Source organism: Streptomyces sp. NRRL F-5126 (genome assembly GCF_000721265.1).
Taxonomy (GTDB): Bacteria; Actinomycetota; Actinomycetes; order Streptomycetales; family Streptomycetaceae; genus Streptomyces.
The window spans coordinates 13,445-32,959 of record NZ_JOFZ01000003.1 but is presented as its reverse complement, the minus strand read 5'-3'; the positions used below and the strand labels follow the sequence as shown (position 1 = coordinate 32,959).

14 protein-coding genes are annotated in these 19,515 nt (G+C 71.2%); 4 read left to right on the top strand and 10 right to left on the bottom strand.

All coding sequences use genetic code 11. The features are described 5' to 3' along the window. Positions 1 to 81: 81 nt before the first annotated feature. Positions 82 to 1,905, bottom strand: a complete 1,824-nt coding sequence (locus tag IH48_RS0106635) for an AMP-dependent synthetase/ligase (RefSeq protein ID WP_030900391.1) — start codon at positions 1,903 to 1,905, stop codon at positions 82 to 84. Positions 1,906 to 2,242: 337 nt separating this feature from the next. Between IH48_RS0106635 and IH48_RS0106630 the strand changes: the two genes are divergently transcribed. Further along, complete coding sequence (locus IH48_RS0106630; RefSeq protein ID WP_030900388.1) at positions 2,243 to 3,235, top strand: Lrp/AsnC family transcriptional regulator; 993 nt, start codon at positions 2,243 to 2,245, stop codon at positions 3,233 to 3,235. A 31-nt stretch (positions 3,236 to 3,266) separates the two neighbouring features. On the opposite strand, the gene IH48_RS0106625 is transcribed toward IH48_RS0106630, so the two are convergent. Next, positions 3,267 to 4,148: a LysR family transcriptional regulator gene (locus IH48_RS0106625; protein ID WP_030900382.1), complete on the bottom strand. Its 882-nt coding sequence runs from the start codon at positions 4,146 to 4,148 to the stop codon at positions 3,267 to 3,269. A 144-nt stretch (positions 4,149 to 4,292) separates the two neighbouring features. Here IH48_RS0106625 and IH48_RS0106620 point away from each other — a divergent pair, with 144 nt between their 5' ends. After that, on the top strand, positions 4,293 to 5,372 hold the full coding sequence (locus IH48_RS0106620) for a bile acid:sodium symporter family protein (protein ID WP_051839294.1): 1,080 nt from the start codon (positions 4,293 to 4,295) through the stop codon (positions 5,370 to 5,372). Positions 5,373 to 5,753: 381 nt separating this feature from the next. On the opposite strand, the gene fdhD is transcribed toward IH48_RS0106620, so the two are convergent. From fdhD to IH48_RS0106595, 5 genes are all read right to left on the bottom strand, one after another. Then, a complete protein-coding gene (fdhD, locus tag IH48_RS0106615) occupies positions 5,754 to 6,593 on the bottom strand; it encodes a formate dehydrogenase accessory sulfurtransferase FdhD (protein ID WP_030900378.1) in 840 nt (279 codons plus the stop codon). 44 nt (positions 6,594 to 6,637) lie between these two features. Next, on the bottom strand, positions 6,638 to 7,495 hold the full coding sequence (locus IH48_RS0106610; protein WP_030900375.1) for a 2Fe-2S iron-sulfur cluster-binding protein: 858 nt from the start codon (positions 7,493 to 7,495) through the stop codon (positions 6,638 to 6,640). Then, positions 7,492 to 9,396 carry an NAD(P)H-dependent oxidoreductase subunit E gene (locus IH48_RS0106605; protein WP_030900374.1) on the bottom strand — a complete coding sequence of 635 codons (1,905 nt, stop codon included), beginning with the start codon at positions 9,394 to 9,396 and terminating at the stop codon, positions 7,492 to 7,494. Before IH48_RS0106605 ends, IH48_RS0106610 begins: the two co-directional genes overlap by 4 nt. A gap of 4 nt (positions 9,397 to 9,400) precedes the next feature. Then, positions 9,401 to 11,326: a molybdopterin oxidoreductase family protein gene (locus IH48_RS0106600; protein ID WP_030900372.1), complete on the bottom strand. Its 1,926-nt coding sequence runs from the start codon at positions 11,324 to 11,326 to the stop codon at positions 9,401 to 9,403. Positions 11,327 to 11,523: 197 nt separating this feature from the next. Then, the gene (locus IH48_RS0106595) at positions 11,524 to 12,507 is read right to left on the bottom strand and encodes a 2-dehydropantoate 2-reductase (RefSeq protein WP_030900369.1); all 984 of its coding nucleotides are present in this window, start codon (positions 12,505 to 12,507) and stop codon (positions 11,524 to 11,526) included. Positions 12,508 to 12,842: 335 nt separating this feature from the next. On the opposite strand from IH48_RS0106595, the gene IH48_RS0106590 reads away from it, so the two are divergent. Both IH48_RS0106590 and IH48_RS0106585 read left to right on the top strand, forming a co-directional pair. Beyond that, a complete protein-coding gene (locus IH48_RS0106590; RefSeq protein WP_030900367.1) occupies positions 12,843 to 13,790 on the top strand; it encodes a beta-ketoacyl-ACP synthase III in 948 nt (315 codons plus the stop codon). A 68-nt stretch (positions 13,791 to 13,858) separates the two neighbouring features. Beyond that, entirely contained in the window at positions 13,859 to 14,536 is a 678-nt protein-coding gene (locus IH48_RS0106585; protein ID WP_030900364.1) for a GntR family transcriptional regulator, read from the top strand. 108 nt (positions 14,537 to 14,644) lie between these two features. On the opposite strand, the gene IH48_RS0106580 is transcribed toward IH48_RS0106585, so the two are convergent. From IH48_RS0106580 to frc, 3 genes are all read right to left on the bottom strand, one after another. After that, positions 14,645 to 16,042, bottom strand: a complete 1,398-nt coding sequence (locus IH48_RS0106580; protein ID WP_030900362.1) for an OFA family MFS transporter — start codon at positions 16,040 to 16,042, stop codon at positions 14,645 to 14,647. Positions 16,043 to 16,106: 64 nt separating this feature from the next. Then, entirely contained in the window at positions 16,107 to 18,257 is a 2,151-nt protein-coding gene (locus IH48_RS0106575; RefSeq protein WP_234434159.1) for an acetate--CoA ligase family protein, read from the bottom strand. Then, positions 18,257 to 19,510: a formyl-CoA transferase gene (gene frc, locus IH48_RS0106570; protein WP_030900356.1), complete on the bottom strand. Its 1,254-nt coding sequence runs from the start codon at positions 19,508 to 19,510 to the stop codon at positions 18,257 to 18,259. Before frc ends, IH48_RS0106575 begins: the two co-directional genes overlap by 1 nt. Positions 19,511 to 19,515 lie beyond the last annotated feature (5 nt).

The window sequence follows — 19,515 nt, the reverse complement described above, 5'->3', positions numbered from 1 at the left end:
TCGAGGGCGTGACGGACACACCCCGCCACAACAACGACCACGGCCGGCGTGGCATTCCCCCTGCGCGGTGTGGCCGATGCCTCACCCGTAGAGGGCCTCGACCTCCGCGGTGTAAGCCGTCTCGATGGCCTTGCGCTTCAGCTTCAGCGAGGGCGTGAGCAGGCCGTGCTCCTCGCTGAACGGGTGTGCGAGTATCCGGAACGTGCGGATCGACTCGGCCTGCGACACCGCCGTGTTGGCGGCGACCACCGCACGTCTGATCTCCGTCTCCAGGTCCGAGTCGCGCACGAGCTCGGCCGCCCTCAGCGGCGGCTTGCCCTGCACGGAGAGCCAGTGCTCCACGGCCTCCTGGTCCAGCGTCACCAGGGCGGCGACGTACGGGCGGTCGTTGCCGACCACGATGCACTGGCCGACCAGCGGGTGGGCGCGCACCCGCTCCTCCAGGGCGGTGGGGGAGACACTCTTGCCGCCCGAGGTGACCAGGATCTCCTTCTTGCGGCCCGTGATGGTGAGGTAGCCGTCCTCGTCGAGCGAGCCCAGGTCGCCGGTGGCGAGCCAGCCGTCGTAGAGGGTCGCGTCGGTCGCCTTCTTGTCGCCCAGGTAGCCGGCGAAGACGTTGTCGCCCTGCAGCCACACCTCGCCGTCCTGCGCGATGTGCACGGTCGAACCGGGCACCGGCACGCCCACCGTGCCGTAGCGCGTGCGCTCGGGCGGATTGGCGGTGGCGGCGGCACACGACTCCGTCAGGCCGTACCCCTCGTAGATCGTGACGCCGGCGCCCGCGAAGAAGAGACCGAGCCTGCGGTCCATGCCGGAACCGCCCGACATGGCGTGCCGCACCCTGCCGCCCATCGCCGCGCGCACCTTGCCGTACACGGCCTTGTCGAAGAACTGGTGCTGCAGGCGCAGCGCCGCCGAAGGACCGGGCCCCGTGCCGAACGCCTTGTCCTCCATGGCCTCGGCGTACCGCACGGCCACGTCCACGGCCTTGTCGAACGGTGCCGCCTTGCCCTCGCGCTCGGCCTTCCGCCGCGCCGCACCGTAGACCTTCTCGAAGATGTACGGCACCGCGAGGATGAAGGAGGGCCGGAACGCGGCCAGGTCGGGCAGCAGCGCGCTCGCCCGCAACTCGGGCTGGTGCCCGAGCTTGACGCCGCCGCGCACCGCGGCCACCTCCACCATCCGCCCGAACACGTGGCTCAGCGGGAGGAACAGCAGCGTGGACGCCTGGTCGTTCGGGCGTGAGTGGAAGACACGCTCGTACCGCTCGACCACGGTGTCGGTCTCGAACATGAAGTTGGCGTGGGTGAGCACGCACCCCTTGGGGCGGCCCGTGGTGCCCGACGTGTAGATGACCGACGCCCAGGACTCGGGTGTCACCGCCGCGCGGTGCCGCTCGACGACGTCGTCGCCTATGTGGCTGCCCGCGGTGAGCAGGTGCTCCATCGCGCCCTTGTCCAACTGCCACAGCCGCTTCAGCTTGGGCAGGCGGTCGATGACGGAGCCGATGGTCATGGCGTGGTCCTCGTGCTCGACCAGGCAGGCGATGGCCTCGGAGTCGTAGAGCATCCACAGCACCTGCTCGGCCGACGACGTCGGGTAGAGCGGCACGGACTGGGCGCCGATGGTCCACAGCGCGAAGTCGACGATCGTCCACTCGTACCGCGTCCTGCACATGATCCCCACCCGGTCGCCGAACCGGATGCCCTCGGCGAGCAGCCCCTTGGCCGCCGCGACCACCTCGTCGCGGAATTGCACGGCGCTGATATCGAGCCACTCGCCCCGCTCGTTCTTGCGGCCGAGCGCCACACGGTCCGGATGGTCACGGGCATGATCGAATACGGGGTCGGCGAGGCCACCGGACGAGGCGGCTGCCACGAGAGGGGGGACGGTGAACTCGCGCACTGACTTGCTCCTTGTCGTGCTCCGCACAGCGCCGCGACGCTACCCCACGAAAAAGGGAGGGAAGCGGGCGTCCCGACGGTGTGAACGGGTGGGAACACCACACACACGCGGCCGAAAAACGCCCATTCCGGCCGCGCGCGGACAGAATTCTGACTGAAGGGTGGGTGCCGGGCGAGGGAATCTCCACCGAATCCGTACCGGGCGCTTACCGCCCCCCGCCCGCCCCGGTGCCACCGCGTGCCTCGCGCCACCCTACGGATCGTACGATCGCCGGGGTCGCGGTTTCCCGCGGCTCCGGCCGCACAGTCGCCGGAATCCGACACGGACGGGCATAACGGTGAGGGAACGCGACGCGGTCGACGAACTGGACTTCCGGCTGGTGCACGCCCTGGAAGTCGACGGGCGCGCCCCGTTCAGCAGGATCGCCGCCGTGCTCGGCGTCTCCGACCAGACGGTCGCCCGCCGCTTCCGCCGGCTGCGCACCGCCGTGGGCCTGCGCGTCGTCGGTGTGCGCGACGCGGAACTGCGCGACCGGGACAACTGGATGCTCAAGCTGCGCGTCAAGCCGGACGCGGCCGAGGCCGTCGCCCGCGCGCTCGCCCAGCGTCCCGACACCAGCTGGATCGGTCTCACCTCCGCGGGCACGGAGATCGTGTGCAGCACGGCGTTCTCCAGCGCCGGTGAGCACGACGAGCTGATCCTCGGGAAGCTCCCGCGCACGCCGAGTGTCACCGACATCAGGGCCCACCAGCTGCTGCACCGGTTCTTCGGCGGCCCCACCAGCTGGTTCGCCAAGGGCTTCGGCGGGGACAAGGCCCTCGACGCCGGCCAGATCGCGGCCCTCGCCCCGTCCTGGACACACCAGGAGCGCCAGGAGGACGACCCCGACGGCGGCGGCCCGCCCGGACCCCGCGACGAGCCGCTCCTGCGCGCCCTGGAGAAGGACGGCAGGACGAGCATCGCCGAGCTCGCGGCGGCGACGGGCGGCACCGAGTCGGCCACGCGCCGCAGGCTGGAGCGGCTGCTGCGCTCAGGCACCCTCTTCCTCGACGTCGAGTTCGCCACCGAGGCCCTCGGCTATGCCGCCCGCGCCATCCTGTGGATCACCGCGGAGCCCCGTGCGCTCGAGACGCTGGGGCGCGCGCTCGCGCGCCAGCCGGAGACGGCCGCAGTCATGGCCACGACCGGCGAGAGCAACCTGGTCGCCGTGATCGTCTGCCGGGACAGCGCCGCGGTCTACCGCTACCTGGGGGAGTCCCTCGGGCCGCTCGAAGGCGTCCAGCGGGTCGAGGTCTCCCCGGTGCTGCGCAACGTCAAACAGCACACGTAGCAGCCCGGCGAGCGCCGCGCCGGACGCACGCTCAGAGCCCGCCCGCCGGACGGTGCAACCGGTCGCCGCCGGTCAGGATCGCCTTGGCGAGCGCGTCCGCCGCGGCGCTCGCCGCGGACGGACGCGCGGATTCCGGCCTGAGCAGGACGAAGTCGACCCCGCCCAGATCCGGCAGGTCGGCCCGCGCGGGGACGGGCACAAGGCCGGGCGGTACCAGCCCCCTGGTGTGCGCCATCACGCCAAGACCCGCGCGGGCGGCGGCGATCAGCCCGCTGAGGCTGGAGCTCGTACAGGCGATGCGCCACGGGCGGCCGGCGCTCTCCAGGGCGTCGAGGGCACGTGCCCTGGTGATGGCGGGCGGCGGGAAGAGGATCAGCGGAAGCGGGCGCTCCGCGTCGATCCGCAGCCGGGGCGTCGCGATCCAGCACAGGGACGACCGCCACACCAGGTCCCCGTGCGTCTCACCCGCCCGCCGCTTCGCCAGCACCAGGTCGAGGCGGCCCGCGGCCAGCTGCTCGTACAGGATGCCGGACAGCTCGACGGTGAGCTCGAGGTCGACCTCAGGGTGCTCGCCGCGGAACGTCTCCAGGATCTCCGGCATCCGGGTGAGGACGAAGTCCTCCGACACGCCCACCCTGAGCCTGCCCCGCAGCCTCGTTCCGGCGAAGAACTCGGCCGCGCGCTCGTGCGCCGCGAGGATCGTCCCGGCGAAGCCGAGCATCGCCTCGCCGTCCTCGGTCAGCTCCACGCTGTGCGTGTCCCGGGTGAACAGCAGCCGGCCCGTCGCGGCCTCGAGACGCCGCACGTGCTGGCTCACGGTCGACTGCCGAAGCCCGAGGCGCCGTGCGGCCTGGGTGAAACTCAGCGTCTGCGCGACGGTCAGGAAAGTGCGCAGCTGTGCGGGCTCGTACACGCGACCAGGCTATTGCGGGGGCGCACGCGTCCGCGCGCCGGGCTATCGCGTTGCGTGATGTCAGTCAGAGCGGTACACCGGATTCCCGATCATGCGCCCGGCGCGGATCATGGAGAGGCACGATCCGTACCGGAAGTGGAGCGCATGAACCGCCGCACGCCGCACCTGCCGTCCTGGCTGCCGATCGACCCGTTCATCCTCGCGCTCGTCTGCGCGGTGGCCCTCGCGGCGCTGCTGCCGGCGTCGGGATGGGCGGCCGGTGCCGCGAGCGGCTGCTCGACCGGGGCGGTGGCCCTGCTCTTCTTCCTCTACGGCGCGCGCCTGTCCACCCGCGAGGCGCTGGACGGCCTGCGGCACTGGCGGCTCCACCTGACCGTCCTCGCGTGCACGTTCGTCGTCTTCCCCCTCCTCGGGCTGGCAGCGGGCCGGCTCGTGCCCTTCCTGCTGACGCCGCAGCTCTACCACGGCCTGCTGTTCCTGTGCCTCGTGCCGTCGACCATCCAGTCCTCGATCGCCTTCACCTCGATCGCACGCGGCAACGTGCCGGCGGCGATCGTGGCGGGCTCCTTCTCCAGCCTCGCCGGCATCGTCGTCACGCCGCTGCTCGCCGCGGGGCTGATCGGCGGCGGCTCCGTCGGTTTCTCCGCCGACTCGGTCCTCAAGATCGTCCTGCAACTGCTCGTGCCGTTCCTCGCGGGCCAGCTGCTGCGCCGCTGGATCGGCGGATTCGTGCAGCGGCGCAAGAAGCCCCTGAAGATCGTCGACCGCGGCTCGATCCTGCTGGTCGTCTACACCGCGTTCAGCGAGGGTGTGGTCGCGGGCATCTGGCACCAGGTGACGGTGGTCCGGCTGCTGGAGCTGCTCGCGGTCGAGGCGGTGCTGCTCGCCGTCATGCTCGCGCTGACGTGGCAGGGCGCGCGGCGGCTCGGCTTCACGAGGGACGACAGGATCGCCATCCAGTTCGCCGGGTCCAAGAAGAGCCTCGCGGCCGGGCTGCCCATGGCCAGCGTGCTGTTCGGCGCCCAGGCGGGACTCGCGGTGCTGCCGCTGATGCTCTTCCACCAGATGCAGCTGATGGTCTGCGCGGTGATCGCGAAGCGCCGCTCCCGCGACCCCGAGGCGCGCGACCCCGAGCAGCACACGCTCCTGGTCGGCGGCTCGCCGCGCCCGGCCGGGCGCGGCAAGACCACCGGGGCGACGCGAACGACACGCGTGGCCCCCTGAGGGAGGCGCCGCGCCCATCGGGCCGCTGCTCCGGGCCGTGGCCCGTCCCGCGGCCCTTCAGGCGCCCGCGGCCTTCCGGGTGTCGGCCCTGCCGGCGGCGTTCTCGGTCGCCGCCGCGCCGGCTGCCGGCACTCAGCCGGCGACACCCCCGGCGACTCGGGGCCACGACCTGGCGATGACCGGCTCGATCCCGCGTCGCCGACCGACGGCGACTGCCACTGCTTCAGCGGCGACTGCCCCGAGTACGCGGGAGGCGAGCGCAACCGGGCGGCACCCGGATCGCCGCCGCGGGCAGCGGCGCCTGAGGAGCACACGGAAAGGCCCGGCCGGCGCAGGGGGCGCTCCCCGCCGGCCGGGCCCGCTCCCGTGACGCGAGGCGCGTCACACCCCGGTGTGGAGGGCGATCCGTTCGTCGCCCGCGTACACGTTCATGGAGGGGCCCCGCAGGAAGCCCACCAGCGTGAGACCCGACTCCGCCGCGAGGTCCACCGCGAGCGACGAGGGCGCCGACACCGCCGCGAGCACCGGGATGCCCGCCATCACGGCCTTCTGCGCCAGCTCGAAGGAGGCACGCCCCGACACCAGCAGGATCGCCCGCGACAGCGGCAGCCCGCCCTCGCGCAGCGCGCGCCCGACGAGCTTGTCGACGGCGTTGTGCCGTCCGACGTCCTCCCGGATGTCCAGCATCTCGCCCGACTCGGAGAACAGCGCCGCCGCGTGCAGGCCGCCGGTCCGCTCGAAGACCTGCTGCGCCGCCCGCAGCCGGTCGGGCAGGGACGCGAGGAGCTCGGGGTCCACCACCATGCGGGGCGCGTCGGCGATCGGGAAGCGTGCCGTCGTGCGGACCGCGTCCAGGCTCGCCTTGCCGCACAGCCCGCAGGAGGACGTCGTGTAGACGTTGCGCTCCAGCGTGATGTCGGGGACGGGCACCCCGGCCGCGAGCTGCACGTCGACGACGTTGTACGTGTTCTGCCCGTCCTCCTTGGCGCCCGCGCAGTACACGATCGACCGCACGTCGGAGGCGGACGCGAGCACCCCCTCGCTGACGAGGAACCCGGCGGCGAGCGCGAAGTCGTCACTGGGCGTGCGCATGGTGATGGCGAGCGGCCTGCCGTTCAGCCGGATCTCCAGGGGCTCCTCCGACACCAGGGTGTCGGGGCGGGTGCTGACGTCCCCGTTCCTGATCCGTATCGTGCGCCGGCGTTCGGTGACCCGTCCCATGTGATCAGTCCTACTCGTGTTCGCGCCATGCCGCCAGAGCCGCGTCAGCGCTGCTGTACGTGCTGGTAGCCGAAGCGGCCCTTGATGCACAGGTTGCCATGTGTGACCGGGTTGTCGTGCGGGGACGTGACCTTCACGATCTCGTTGTCCTGGACGTGGAGTGTGACGTTGCAGCCCACCCCGCAATAGGCGCAGACCGTCGTCGTCCGCGTCTGCGCCGACTCCCGCCAGGTACCCGCCTCCCGCATGTCGAACTCCGACTTGAAGCTCAGCGCGCCCGTCGGGCACACCTCGATGCAGTTGCCGCAGTAGACGCACGCCGAGTCGGTGAGCGGCACGTCGTGCTCCGTGGAGACACGGGCGTCGAAGCCGCGCCCGGCGATGGAGATGGCGAACGAGTTCTGCCACTGGTCGCCGCAGGCGTCCACGCACTTGTAGCACTGGATGCACTTGTCGTAGTCGCGCACGTAGAGGTCGTTGTCGACCTTCGGCTCCTCGTCGAGCCTGGCCGCCTCCGGGCCGTAGCGCGCGGGGTCGGCGCCGTACTCCTGAAGCCACTCGGCGGCGCGTGGCGTCGTCGACAGGTCCGTGGCGGACGCCAGCAGTTCGAGCACGACCTTGCGGCTGTGCCGGGCGCGCTCCGTGTCGGTGTGCACCTCCATCCCGGGCTCGGCGCGGCGCGAGCAGGCCGGTGCGAGCGTCCGCCCGCCCTCGACCTCCACCACGCACACCCGGCACGCGTTCTTCGGCGTGAGCGTGTCGCCCTCGCACAGCGTCGGCACGTCCTTGCCGGCGGCCCGGCAGGCGTCCAGGATCGTGGCGCCCTCGGGCACCCTGGCCGGCTCGCCGTCGAGGGTGAGCTCCACGAGCCTGCGCGGCGGTCCGAGCGGTACGGCGGTCATGAGTAGGCCCCCAGACGGTCGATGGCGGATTCCACGGCGTTCCACGCGGTCTGCCCGAGACCGCAGATCGAGGCGTCCCGCATGGCGCGCCCCACCTCGCGCAGCAGCGCGACGTCGTCCGCCGCGGCCGCGCCCGTACGGCCCTCGATCCGGCGCAGCGCCTCCTCCTGGCGGACCGTGCCGATCCGGCAGGGGACGCACTGGCCGCACGACTCGTCGCGGAAGAACTCCGCGATGCGCAGCAGCACCCTCGGCAGCGCGACCGTGTCGTCGAGGACGAGCACCACCCCGGAGCCGAGCGTCGTCCCCGCCTCCCGGGTGCCCTCGAAGGTGAGCGGGATGTGCCGCTCGTCCGGGCGTACGAAGCCCCCGGCGGCGCCGCCGAGCAGGACGGCCCTGGCGCGTGGCGACGCCTGCGCCAGGTCGAGCAGCTCGCCGAGGGTGGCACCGAACGGCAGCTCGTACACGCCGGGCCTGCCGACGCTGCCCGACACGCAGAACAGCTTGGGCCCGGTGGAAAGACCGCCGCCGATCGACGCGAAGTGTTCGGCTCCCTCCTCCAGGATGGGCAGGACGTTGACCAGCGTCTCGACGTTGTTCTCCGCGGTCGGCTTGGCGAACAGGCCCTTCTCCACCGGGAACGGCGGCTTGGAGCGCGGCTCGCCGCGCATGCCCTCGATGGAGTTGAACAGCGCGGTCTCCTCACCGCAGATGTACGCGCCGGCGCCGCGCCGTATCTCGATGTCGAACGCGTACCCCTGGCCGAGCACGTCGTCGCCGAGGAGGCCTCGCGTCCGCGCCTGGCCGATCGCGTGCGCCAGCAGGGTGAGCGAGCGCGGGTACTCGCCGCGCAGGTACAGGTAGCCCTTGTGGGCGCCGACGGCGTAGCCCGCGATGGTCATCGCCTCGATGAGGGAATACGGGTCGCCCTCCATGAGGACCCGGTCCTTGAACGTGCCGGGCTCCGACTCGTCGGCGTTGCACACCAGGTAGTGCGGGTGGTCCGGCTGGGCGGCCGTGGCCCCCCACTTGCGTCCTGTGGGGAAAGCGGCGCCGCCGCGTCCGACCAGTCCCGCGTCCGTGACCTCCCTGATCACCCGCGCAGGCCCCATCGCGAAGGCGCGGCGCAGCGCCGTGTACCCGCCATGGCGCCGGTAGTCGTCGAGGCTCAGCGGATCGACGACCCCGACCCTGCGCAGCAGGGTGAGTCCTGGCTGCCCGGCCTGCGGCACCGCGAACCCGGCCGAGGGCTCGGCGGGCGCGGCATCCGGGGCCTGGGCGCCGCTCACCACGCTCTGCGCGGTGGCGGGCGCGACGACGGCGGTCGCGTACGGCAGAGCGCGGCCCGCGGCAGCCGGGCCCGGACCAGCGTCCGCGGCGGAGGCGTCCTCGGGACCCGCCGGGCCCGCACGCACCACCAGGGCGGCGGGCGCCCGCTCGCACAGGCCGAGGCAGGGCGACTCCTGCCACGTCACGCCGTCCGAGTCGCCGCCGGGCGAGCCGAGACGCTCCTCGACGCCGGCGCGCAGGGCCGACGCGCCGCGGGCCATGCACGCCAGGTCGGTGCAGACGTGCACGACGTTCCGGGGCCGCGGCTTCATCGCGAACATCGCGTAGAAGGTCGCCACGCCGTACGCCTCGGCGGGCGGCACGGTCAGCCGCCTGCACAGGTAGGCGAGGGCGCCCTCGCTGATCCAGCCCACCCGGTCGTTGACCGCGTGCAGCCCGGGCAGCAGCAGGTCCCGGCGGTCGCGTGCCTCCCGGCCGCCGCGCGCCCAGCGCAGGTCGCCGTCCGTGCGCTCGTGGGCGCCCTCCCAGGAGGAGGCGGGCGGCCCGAGGAGCGCGTCGACGGCGGCGCGCTCCTCGTCCGTCGGCCGGGCTTCCCCGAATCGCAGATCCATGCGGTCAGCTCCCCACGGCCGGTCGGGTCAGGCGTTCGATCCTGATCGCGGACGCCTTGAACTCGGCGGTCCCGGCGATCGGGTCGTTGGCCTCGATGGTCAGCTTGTTGGTGTCCACCTCGTCGGGGAAGTGCATCGCCATGAACGCGAGCCCGGGCCGCAGCGCCGTGTCGATCCACACCGGCGCCTCGACCTCGCCGCGGCGGGAGGCGACCCGCACGCGCTCGCCCGCCCGCACGCCGTAGCGTTCGGCGTCCTCCGGGCACAGCTCCACGTACTCGCCCCGGCGCAGGGGCGAGGCGAAACTCCCGCTCTGCACACCGGTGTTGTACGAGTCGAGCCGCCGGCCCGTGGTCAGCCGCAGCGGGAACTGCTCGTCGATCCCGTCCACCGGAGGGTCGTGCCGCACGATCCCGAACGGTGCGCGCCTGCCCCGCTCGTCGGGGTCGTCCGCCCACAGCCTGCCGTGCAGGAAGCCGGGGCCGATCCGGTCGAGGTCGGGGCAGGGCCACTGGATGCCCTGGTTGTCGCGCAGCCGCTCGTACGTCATGCCGTGGTGCTGCGGGGAGAGGGAGCGCAGTTCGTCCCAGACGGCCTCTGCGCCGGCGTACTTCCACGGGTGCCCGAGGCGCGTCGCGAGGTCGCAGATGATGTCGATGTCGTCGCGTGCCCCGTCCGGCGGGTCGATGGCCTTGCGGACGAGTTGCACACGGCGCTCGCTGTTGGTGGTGGTGCCCGAGCTCTCGCACCAGGCGGCCGTCGCCGGCAGTACCACGTCGGCCAGTTCGGCCGTCTTCGTCATGAAGATGTCCTGGACCACCAGGCAGTCGAGCCGGCTCAGCCGCTCGACTGCCTGCTCGCTGTCGGCCTCCGACTGGGCGGGGTTCTCGCCGACGCAGTACACCGCACGCAGCTCGCCCGACTCCATGGCCTCGAACATCTTCGTCAGGTTCAGGCCCTGGCTCGGCTGGATGACGGTGTCCCAGGCGGTCTCGAACTTCCGCCGCACGCCGGCCTCCAGGATGTCCTGGAACCCGGGCAGGCGGTCGGGGATGGCGCCCATGTCGCCGCCTCCCTGCACGTTGTTCTGGCCGCGCAGGGGCTGCACGCCCGAGCCGTACCTGCCGACGTGCCCCGTCAGCAGCGCCAGGTTGATCAGGGCCCGGACGTTGTCGGTGCCGTTGTGGTGCTCGGTGATGCCCAGCGTCCAGCACAGCTGGGCGCGTTCGGCGCGTGCGTAGGCGTGGGCGACCTCGCGGATGGCCGCGGCCGGCACGCCGGTGACCCGCTCGGCCGCCTGAAGCGTCCAGGGTTCGACCTCGGCCGCGTACTCGGCGAATCCGGTGGTCGCCCGCTCCACGAACGTCCTGTTGTGCAGGTCGGCGTGGATGATCTCGCGGGCGATGGCGTGCGCCATCGCGATGTCCGTCCCGACGTTGAGGCCGAGCCAGCTCTCCGCCCACTCGGCGGTGGAGGTGCGCCGGGGGTCGACCGCGTACATCCGCGCGCCGTTCCTGATGCCCTTGAGCACGTGCTGGAAGAAGATCGGGTGCGCGAAGCGCGCGTTGGAGCCCCACATCAGGATGACGTCGGTGTGCTCGACCTCCTCGTAGGAGGAGGTGCCGCCGCCGGAGCCGAAGGCCGCGGCGAGCCCTGCGACGCTCGGCGCGTGGCAGGTCCTGTTGCACGAGTCCACGTTGTTGGTGCCCATCACCACACGGGTGAACTTCTGTGCCACGTAGTTCATCTCGTTCGTCGCGCGCGAGCAGGAGAACATCCCGAACGCGCCACGGGCGGCGTCGAGGCCGCGTGCCGCGCGCCCGAGTGCCTCGTCCCAGGTGGCCGCGCGCAGCCTGCCGCCCTTCTCGTCCCGCACCATCGGCTGGGTGATGCGGCTGTACGTCGTCGGTGTGCGCTCTCGTTTCGGCACGGTGCGCTCCTCGGGTGATGGCCGGCGGTCCGCCCCATTGCATACAGTATTCGTTGCCCGGCGGCTCAACGGAACCCCGTGTACCGGGGTTTGTGGCGGACATACGGTGACGGACGCACGGTGGCGGCCGCCGGCCATCCGGATCGGTGTGTGTTCTCGGTGGGTGGTGTGGTGCGGTTTCGGTGGTGCGGTGCGGATCAGGCCGCGGCGGCCGGTGCCGTGCCGCGGGCGAGCAGATCGGAGATGGCTGCGACGGTCCGCAGCGTCGGCACCGGCACGCCGGTCACGCCGGCGAGTTCGACCACGGCGGCCAGCAGCACATCGAGTTCGAGCGGCTTGCCCTTCTCCAGGTCCTGGAGCGTGGAGGTGCGGTGGTCGCCGACGCGTTCGGCCCCCGCGAGCCTGCGCTCGATGGAGATGCCGGGACGGCAGCCGAGCGACCGGGCGACGGCGAGTGTCTCGGCCATCATCGTCTCGATGACCTCGCGCGTAGAGCGGTGCAGGCACATCTCGCGCATGGTCGCGCGGGTCAGCGCGCTGATCGGGTTGAAGGAGATGTTGCCCAGCAGTTTGATCCAGATGTCCTCGCGCAACTCGGCCTCCACCGGGCACTTGAGCCCGCCGGCGCGCATCGCGTCGCTGAAGTCGAGGCAGCGCCCGGACACCGAGCGGTCCGGCTCGCCGATGGAGAACCTCGTCCCCTCCAGGTGCCTGACGACACCGGGCGCCGCGAGCTCCGTCGCCGCGTAGACGACGCACCCCACGGCGCGTCCCGGCGGCAGCACGGCGCTGACCGAGCCGCCGGGGTCGACGCTCTCGACCGTGCGGCCGTCGTGCGGCCCGCCGTGGCCGTGGAAGTACCACCAGGGGATGCCGTTCTGCGCGGCGACCAGCGCCGTGGACTCCTTGACCAGAGGCTCGACCAGCGGCCCGCACGCCGCGTAGGAGTTCGCCTTCAGGCCGAGGAACACGTAGTCGACGGGGCCCACGTCCGACGGCCGGTCCGTCGCGTGGACGTGCGCGGTGAAGTCCCCGCGCGGACTGAGTACCTGTACTCCGTGCTGCCTCATGGCCGCGAGGTGCGGTCCACGGGCGATCAGATGGACGTCGGCGCCTGCTCTGTCGAGCGCCGCTCCTACGTAGGCGCCGATGGCTCCGGCGCCCACCACTGCGACTTTCACGTGGGGCTCTCCGTTCGGTATGAGGGAGACCGAGAGAAGCGTCACACTCCGGATCCTGCCGACTTTCATGTCGACGGTATACTGTCTACAGTATGGGTTTGGTGCCGACAAGACATCCGTCGGCTCCTTGCTCATTTCTTTGCGTGTCGCGGTTAAGGTGTCCACGCACTCGAACGCACAGGCAAACAGCTGTTCAAGCATTGATCCCGATCGCGCCTGTGATGAGACGGTCTCTCCAAGCGGCGCGGCGGAATCCTGTCGGTTCACCTGTCTTCGTACCGACGAGTCGCTGACGAGACTGGAGGATCCAGCCTCGACAGCTAAGGGGGTCCCGCGTGACAGGCACGCGCATCGCCGCGCTCGGGCACTACCAGCCCACCAAGGTGCTCACCAACGACGACTTGGCGGGCATGGTCGACACCAGCGACGAGTGGATCACCAGTCGTGTCGGCATCAAGACCCGGTATGTGGCGGGCCCTGACGAACCCGTGGACGAACTGGCCGCGCACGCCGGCGCCAAGGCCCTGGCCGCGGCCGGTCTCGTACCCGCGGACATCGACCTCGTCCTGGTCGCCACGTCGACCGCCGTCGACAGGTCGCCGAACATGGCGGCGCGCGTGGCGGCCAGGCTCTCCATGGCGTCCCCGGCCGTCCTCGACCTCAACGTCGTCTGCGCCGGCTTCACCCACGCGCTCGCGATGGCGGACCACACCCTGCGCGCGGGCGCGGCAAGCCGTGCGCTCGTCATCGGCGCCGACGAGATGACGGCCATCGCCGACTGGACCGACCGCTCCACGTGCGTCCTGATGGGCGACGGCGCGGGCGCGGCGGTCGTGGAGAGCGTCGGTCCCGGTGAGCAGGCGGGCGTCGGGCCCGTGCTGTGGGGTTCTGTACCGGAGATGAGCACCGCGGTGCGGATCGAGGGCACCCCGTCACGGTTCGCCCAGGACGGGCAGTCCGTCTACCGATGGGCCGTCACCGAGCTGCCGCCCATCGCACGCAAGGTCTGCGAGCGTGCCGGGGTGGCGCCCGAGGAGCTCGGCGCGGTCGTGCTGCACCAGGCGAACCTGCGCATCGTCGAGCCCGTCGCCCGCAAGATCGGCGCTGTGAACGCCGTCGTCGCCCGGGACGTCGTGGATTCCGGCAACACCTCGGCGGCGTCGATCCCGATGGCGCTGTCCAAGCTCGTCGCCAGGGGCGAGGTCGCGTCGGGTGCACCGGCACTGCTCTTCGGCTTCGGCGGCAACCTCTCCTACGCGGGCCAGGTCATCCGCTGCCCATGAGATCAACAGCGCCGGTAGACTGTAGACGATAACCAATGCGCCGCGGTCGGCCGGAGTAGGGAGGGCCCATGTTGTCCGCAGGACTGCCGCACGGGACGGTGCCGAAGCTGGAGCGGCCGGGGCCGCTGCGCGAGCGGGTGTACGAGGCGCTGCTCGAACTGATCATCACCCGCGCCCTGCGGCCGGGGCAGCATCTGGTGGAGAGCGAACTCGCCGGCCACCTCGGGGTGTCGCGGCAGCCGGTGCGCGAGGCGCTCCAGCGGCTCAACACCGAGGGATGGGTCGATCTGCGCCCCGCGCAGGGCGCGTTCGTCCACGAGCCCACGAAGGAGGAGGCCGACCAGCTGCTGTCCGTCCGCACGCTGCTCGAGGCGGAGGCCGCGCGGCTCGCCGCGGCGGGGGCCGACGAGGCGGGGATCGCCGAGCTCGACGGGCTGTGCGCGCGCGGCGAGCAGGCCGTGGAGAACGACGACGTCGACCTCGCCGTAGCCGTCAACGCCGCCTTCCACGCCCGGGTGATGGCGATGGCGAGCAACGTCGTGCTCGCCGAACTGGCCGGCCAGGTCGACCGCCGGGTCCGCTGGTACTACACCCCGGTGGCCCGGCAGCGCGGCAAGCAGTCCTGGATCGAGCACCGCGAGCTGATCGCCGCGATCGCCGCCCACGACGAGAGCGGCGCGGTGGCCGTGATGCGGGCCCACACCGAACACACCAGGTCCACGTACCACCACCGCGAACACAACTGACCGGCGGCCGACCGCCGGTGCCGCGAGCGTACGGCCGGAGGCGGCCCCGCGTCCGGCTCACCACGAGCCGGACGCAGGACCGCCTCCGCGCGATCGCGGACCGAGAGGTCAGACGGCCTCCCTGCTGACGGGCTGCGGATTGGCCACCAGCTTCCTGGCCCCTGGCCGGCCCGGCTGCCTCAGCAGCAGCGCGAGCGCCGCGGCCACCATCGAGATGCCGCCGGCGAGCGCATAGGCGCCGTAGTATCCCCACGCGTCGACCACCATGGCTCCGAGGCCGCCGCCGAACAGGCCGCTGATCAGCTTCCCGCTGTAGACGAGCCCGTAGTTGGTGGCGTTGTAGTTCTCCCCGAAGTAGTCGGGGGTCAGCGCCGCGAACATCGGGTAGAAGGCGCCGCCGCCGAACCCGGAGAGGAAGGCGAACACCAGGAACAGCCACTCGCTGTGGATGGAGCCGGCCCAGATCACACCGAACTGGGCGAGTCCCAGGACGACGATCACGAAGAACAGGGTCAGCTTGCGGCCCCACAGGTCGGACAGCCAGCCGACGACCGCACGCCCCACGCCGTTGACGACGGCCATGACACCCATCGACGTCGCCGCGACGAGAGGCCCGAAACCGATCTCCTTGGCGAAGTCCACCTGGAAGGAGATCCCGAAGATCGACACACCGGCGGTCATGACCACCGTGATCCACATCAGTGGCAGCATGCCGGTCCTGACGGCCTCCTTGGGCGTGAACTGCCGCACGGCAGGCGGGTTCTTGGCCAGGCTCCGCGCGCTCTTCGTGTTGCCGCTGAAGCTCAGCGGGTCGACCTCCTCGGGCCACCAGTTCTTCGGCGGGTCCTTGAAGAACCAGGCGCAGATCCCCACCGCGATCAGCACGTAGACCCCGATGAGGTCGAGCACCGTGTGGTAGTTGCCGGTGTCGAACGCGTAGTTGAAGATGAAGATGAACGGCAGCGACCCGTAGGCGAACCCGCCGTTGACGAAGCCGGTCTTGGCTCCGCGCCGTTCCGGGAACCACTTGCCGACCATGTTGATGCAGGTGGCGTAGACCAGACCGGAGCCCAGCCCGCCGACGACACCGAACCCGAGGATCGCCAGGAGGACGTTGCCGGCGTGCGAGATGGCGAGGAAGCTGATCAGGCAGAGCACGGATCCGATGTACACGGCCCGCCTCGCGGGCAGCTTCCCCCTCTCACGCAGCCAGCCGGCCGGGAACGCGATCCCCGCCTGGAAGAAGACCCAGACGCTCAGGATCCAGAAGGTGTTGCTCTGGGTCCAGCCGTGCGCGTGGGACAGGACGTCCTCCGCCGACCCGAACGCGTACTCCGACACGCTGATCGACATCATGGCGACCCACGGCAGGTACACCATCAGCTTGCGCGAGTGTCCGAGGATGTCGCGATCCGACTCGCCCACCCGGTACACGCGGCCCCTGCTGTCCGTCACTTCCCGGTACGCGACCGTACCGCTCGCGGAACTTCCGCTGTCGGTGCTCATAACTCCCCTTGGTCTCGAAAGAACTGGCCAGCGCCCCCTGTCCAAACCTTTCGCTCCGAGCGGGTCAGCCGAGCAGCCCCGCGGCCCTGGCCCACCGGTACTTGGCGCCCAGGACCTCCACCGGCCGCTCCGTGGTGTACGGGTAGGCCACCACGCCGTGCTGGAAGAGGTACGCGCACGCCTCCTCCACCTCCGTGTCGCCGGAGAGCGACGCCACGACGGGCTTCTCGATGCCCCGCTGCCGGAACTCCGCCACGACACGGGCCGTCAGTTCGGCGAAGACCATCGGAGGGGTGACGATCGTGTGCCAGTAGCCGAGCACCAGCGCGTGGATGCGCGGATCCTCCAGGCCCAGGCGGATCGTCTTCTCGTACGTCGACGGCGGCTCGCCGCCCGTGATGTCGACGGGGTTGCCGGCCGCGCCGAACGGCGGGATGAACCTGCGGAAGGCCGCGTCCAGGTCGTCCGGGATGGTCATCAGCCCCATCCCGTTGTCGACGATCGCGTCGGACAGCAGCACACCTGAACCGCCGGCGCCCGTGATGATGACGACGTTGTCCCCCTTCGGGGCGGGCAGCACGGGCAGCGCCCGTGCGTACTCCAGCATGTCGCCCAGACCCGGCGCCCTGATCACACCGGCCTGGCGCAGGATGTCGTCGTAGACCGCGTCGTCGCCGGCCAGCGCGCCGGTGTGCGATCCCGCCGCCTTCGCGCCCGCGGCCGTACGGCCCGCCTTGAGTACCACCACCGGCTTCTTCGGGACGGTCCGCCTCGCCGCCTCGACGAACGCACGGCCGTCCTTCAGGTCCTCCAGGTGCATCGCGATGCACTCCGTGTTCGGGTCCTCGCCGAACCAGGTCAGCAGGTCGTCCTCGTCCAGGTCGGACTTGTTGCCGACGCCCACGATCGCGGACACACCGGTCTTCGTGGTGCGCGCGAACCCGAGGATCGCCATCCCGATGCCGCCGGACTGCGACGTGAGGGCCACACCGCCCTTCACGTCGTACGGCGTGCAGAACGTGGCGCACAGGTCCTGCCACGTCGCGTAGTAGCCGTAGATGTTCGGTCCGAGGATCCGCACACCGTGCTCCTCGGCGATCGCCACGATCTCGTCCTGGAGGGCCTGCTCCCCGGTCTCCGCGAAGCCCGAGGGGATCAGCACGGCGTTGGGTATGCCCTTGCGGCCGACCTCTTCGAGCGCGGCCGGCACGAACTTCGCCGGGATCGCGAACACCGCCACGTCCGGCTCACCCGGCACGTCCGTGACACTCCGGTACGCCTTGCGGCCGAGTATGTCGTCCGCTTTCGGGTTCACCGGGTGGATCTCCCCGGAGAAGCCTCCGTCGATCAGGTTGCGCATGACGGAATTGCCGATCTTGCCCTGTTCGTTGGAGGCGCCGATCACCGCGATCGAGGACGGCTCCATCAGCCGCCGCATCGACGCGAGTATCTGCTCCCTCGTGAACTTCCTCCGCTCGGGCGGCTGTTGCGTGGTGAGCAGGATTCGCACATCCGCCGCCATCACACCCGAGGCGGACGCGAACACCGGGTTGAGGTCGACCTCGGCGATCGACGGGAAGTCCGACGCCAGCCGCGACACCCGCACGATCAGGTCGGCCAGCGCCGCCCGGTCCACGGCCTCGCCGCCGCGCACACCGCGCAGCACCTCCGCGGCCCTGATGCCGTCGAGCATCGACAGCGCCTCGTCCTGCGTGGCAGGTGCGAGCCGGAACGTGACGTCCTTGAGCACCTCCACGAGCACACCGCCGAGGCCGAACGCCACGATCTTGCCGAACGTCGGGTCGGTGACCGTGCCGACGAGCACCTCGGTGCCGGCCGGCACCATCTGCTGCACCTGCACGCCGTCGATGCGTGCGCCGGGCGCGTACGCCTTGGCGTTCGAGACGATCGAGGTGAAGGCGCCGCGCACCTCGGCGGCCGAGTTCAGCCCGATCCGCACACCGCCGGCGTCGGTCTTGTGCAGGATGTCGGGCGAGACGATCTTCATCGCGACGGGGAACCCGATGCGATCCGCGATCCGTACGGCGTCGTCGCAGGCTTCCGCGAGCGCCTCGGCGGGCGTCGGAATGCCGTACGCGTCGGCGATCGCCTTGCCCTCGGGCGCGGTCAGCGCGGTGCGGCCCTCGGCGAGCGCCGCGTCCAGTACGGCGCGCACCGCCTGGGCGCTGCCCGTCTGTGGCTGAATCTCCGGCACTAGATGACTCCGTTCGTCTTGAGATTGCTCAATTCCTCGTCACTCACGCCGAGTTCCGCGTACACCTCGGCGTTGTGCTCACCGAGCAGGGGCGACGTGGTCACGGTGACGGGGGAGTCGGACAGCTTCAGCGGGCTGCCGACGGTCTTGAACGAGCCCCTGGTGGGGTGCGCGACCTCGACGACCATGTCGTTGGCGGCGAGCGAGGCGTCCTCGATGATCTCCTTCGTGGACAGGATCGGGCCGCACGGGATGTTGTGCGCGTTGAGCTTGCCGAGCACCTCCCACTTGGGGAGCGTGGCGGACCACTCCTCGATCAGCTGGAACATCTTGCCCAGCTTCGGCAGCCGCGCCTCGGGCGTCGCCCAGTCGGGGTCGTCGGCGAGCTCGGGCCTGCCGATCAGCTCCGTGATCGGGGCCCAGCCCACCGGCTGCACGATCACGTACACGTAGTCGTTGGGGCCGCCGGGCGCGCAGCGCACCGCCCAGCCGGGCTGGCCGCCGCCGCTCGCGTTGCCGCTGCGCGGCACCTCCTCGCCGAAGTCCTCGTTGGGGTACTCGCGCAGCGGGCCGTGCGCGAGGCGCTGCTGGTCGCGCAGCTTCACCCGGCACAGGTTCAGCACCGCGTGCTGCATGGCCACGTTGACGCGCTGGCCGCGGCCCGTCGAGTGGCGCTGGTAGAGCGCCGCAAGGATGGCGGCCACCAGGTGCACGCCGGTGCCCGAGTCGCCGATCTGCGCGCCGGTCGCCGTGGGCGGCCCCTCCTCGAAGCCGGTGGTGGTCATGGAGCCGCCCATGGCCTGCGCGACGACCTCGTACGCCTTGAAGTTGGTGTACGGGCCCTCGCCGAACCCCTTGATCGAGGCGTAGACGATCCGCGGGTTGATCTCCTGGATGCGCTCCCAGGTGAACCCCATGCGGTCGACGGCGCCGGGGCCGAAGTTCTCCACCATCACGTCCGAGCGGCGGATCAGCTCGGTGAGGAGCTCCTTGCCGCGCTGGGTCTTGGTGTTCAGTGTGATCGAGCGCTTGTTGCAGTTGAGCATCGTGAAGTACAGGGAGTCGACGTCGGGGAGGTCGCGCAGCTGCCCACGGGTGACGTCACCCTTCGGCGCCTCGAGCTTCACCACGTCCGCGCCGAGCCACGCGAGCAGCTGGGTCGCGGAGGGGCCCGACTGCACATGCGTCATGTCGAGGACGCGAACGCCCGCCAGAGCCCGGTCGGCGTGCGGGGCTTCCACTGCCTGGGTCATGGTTT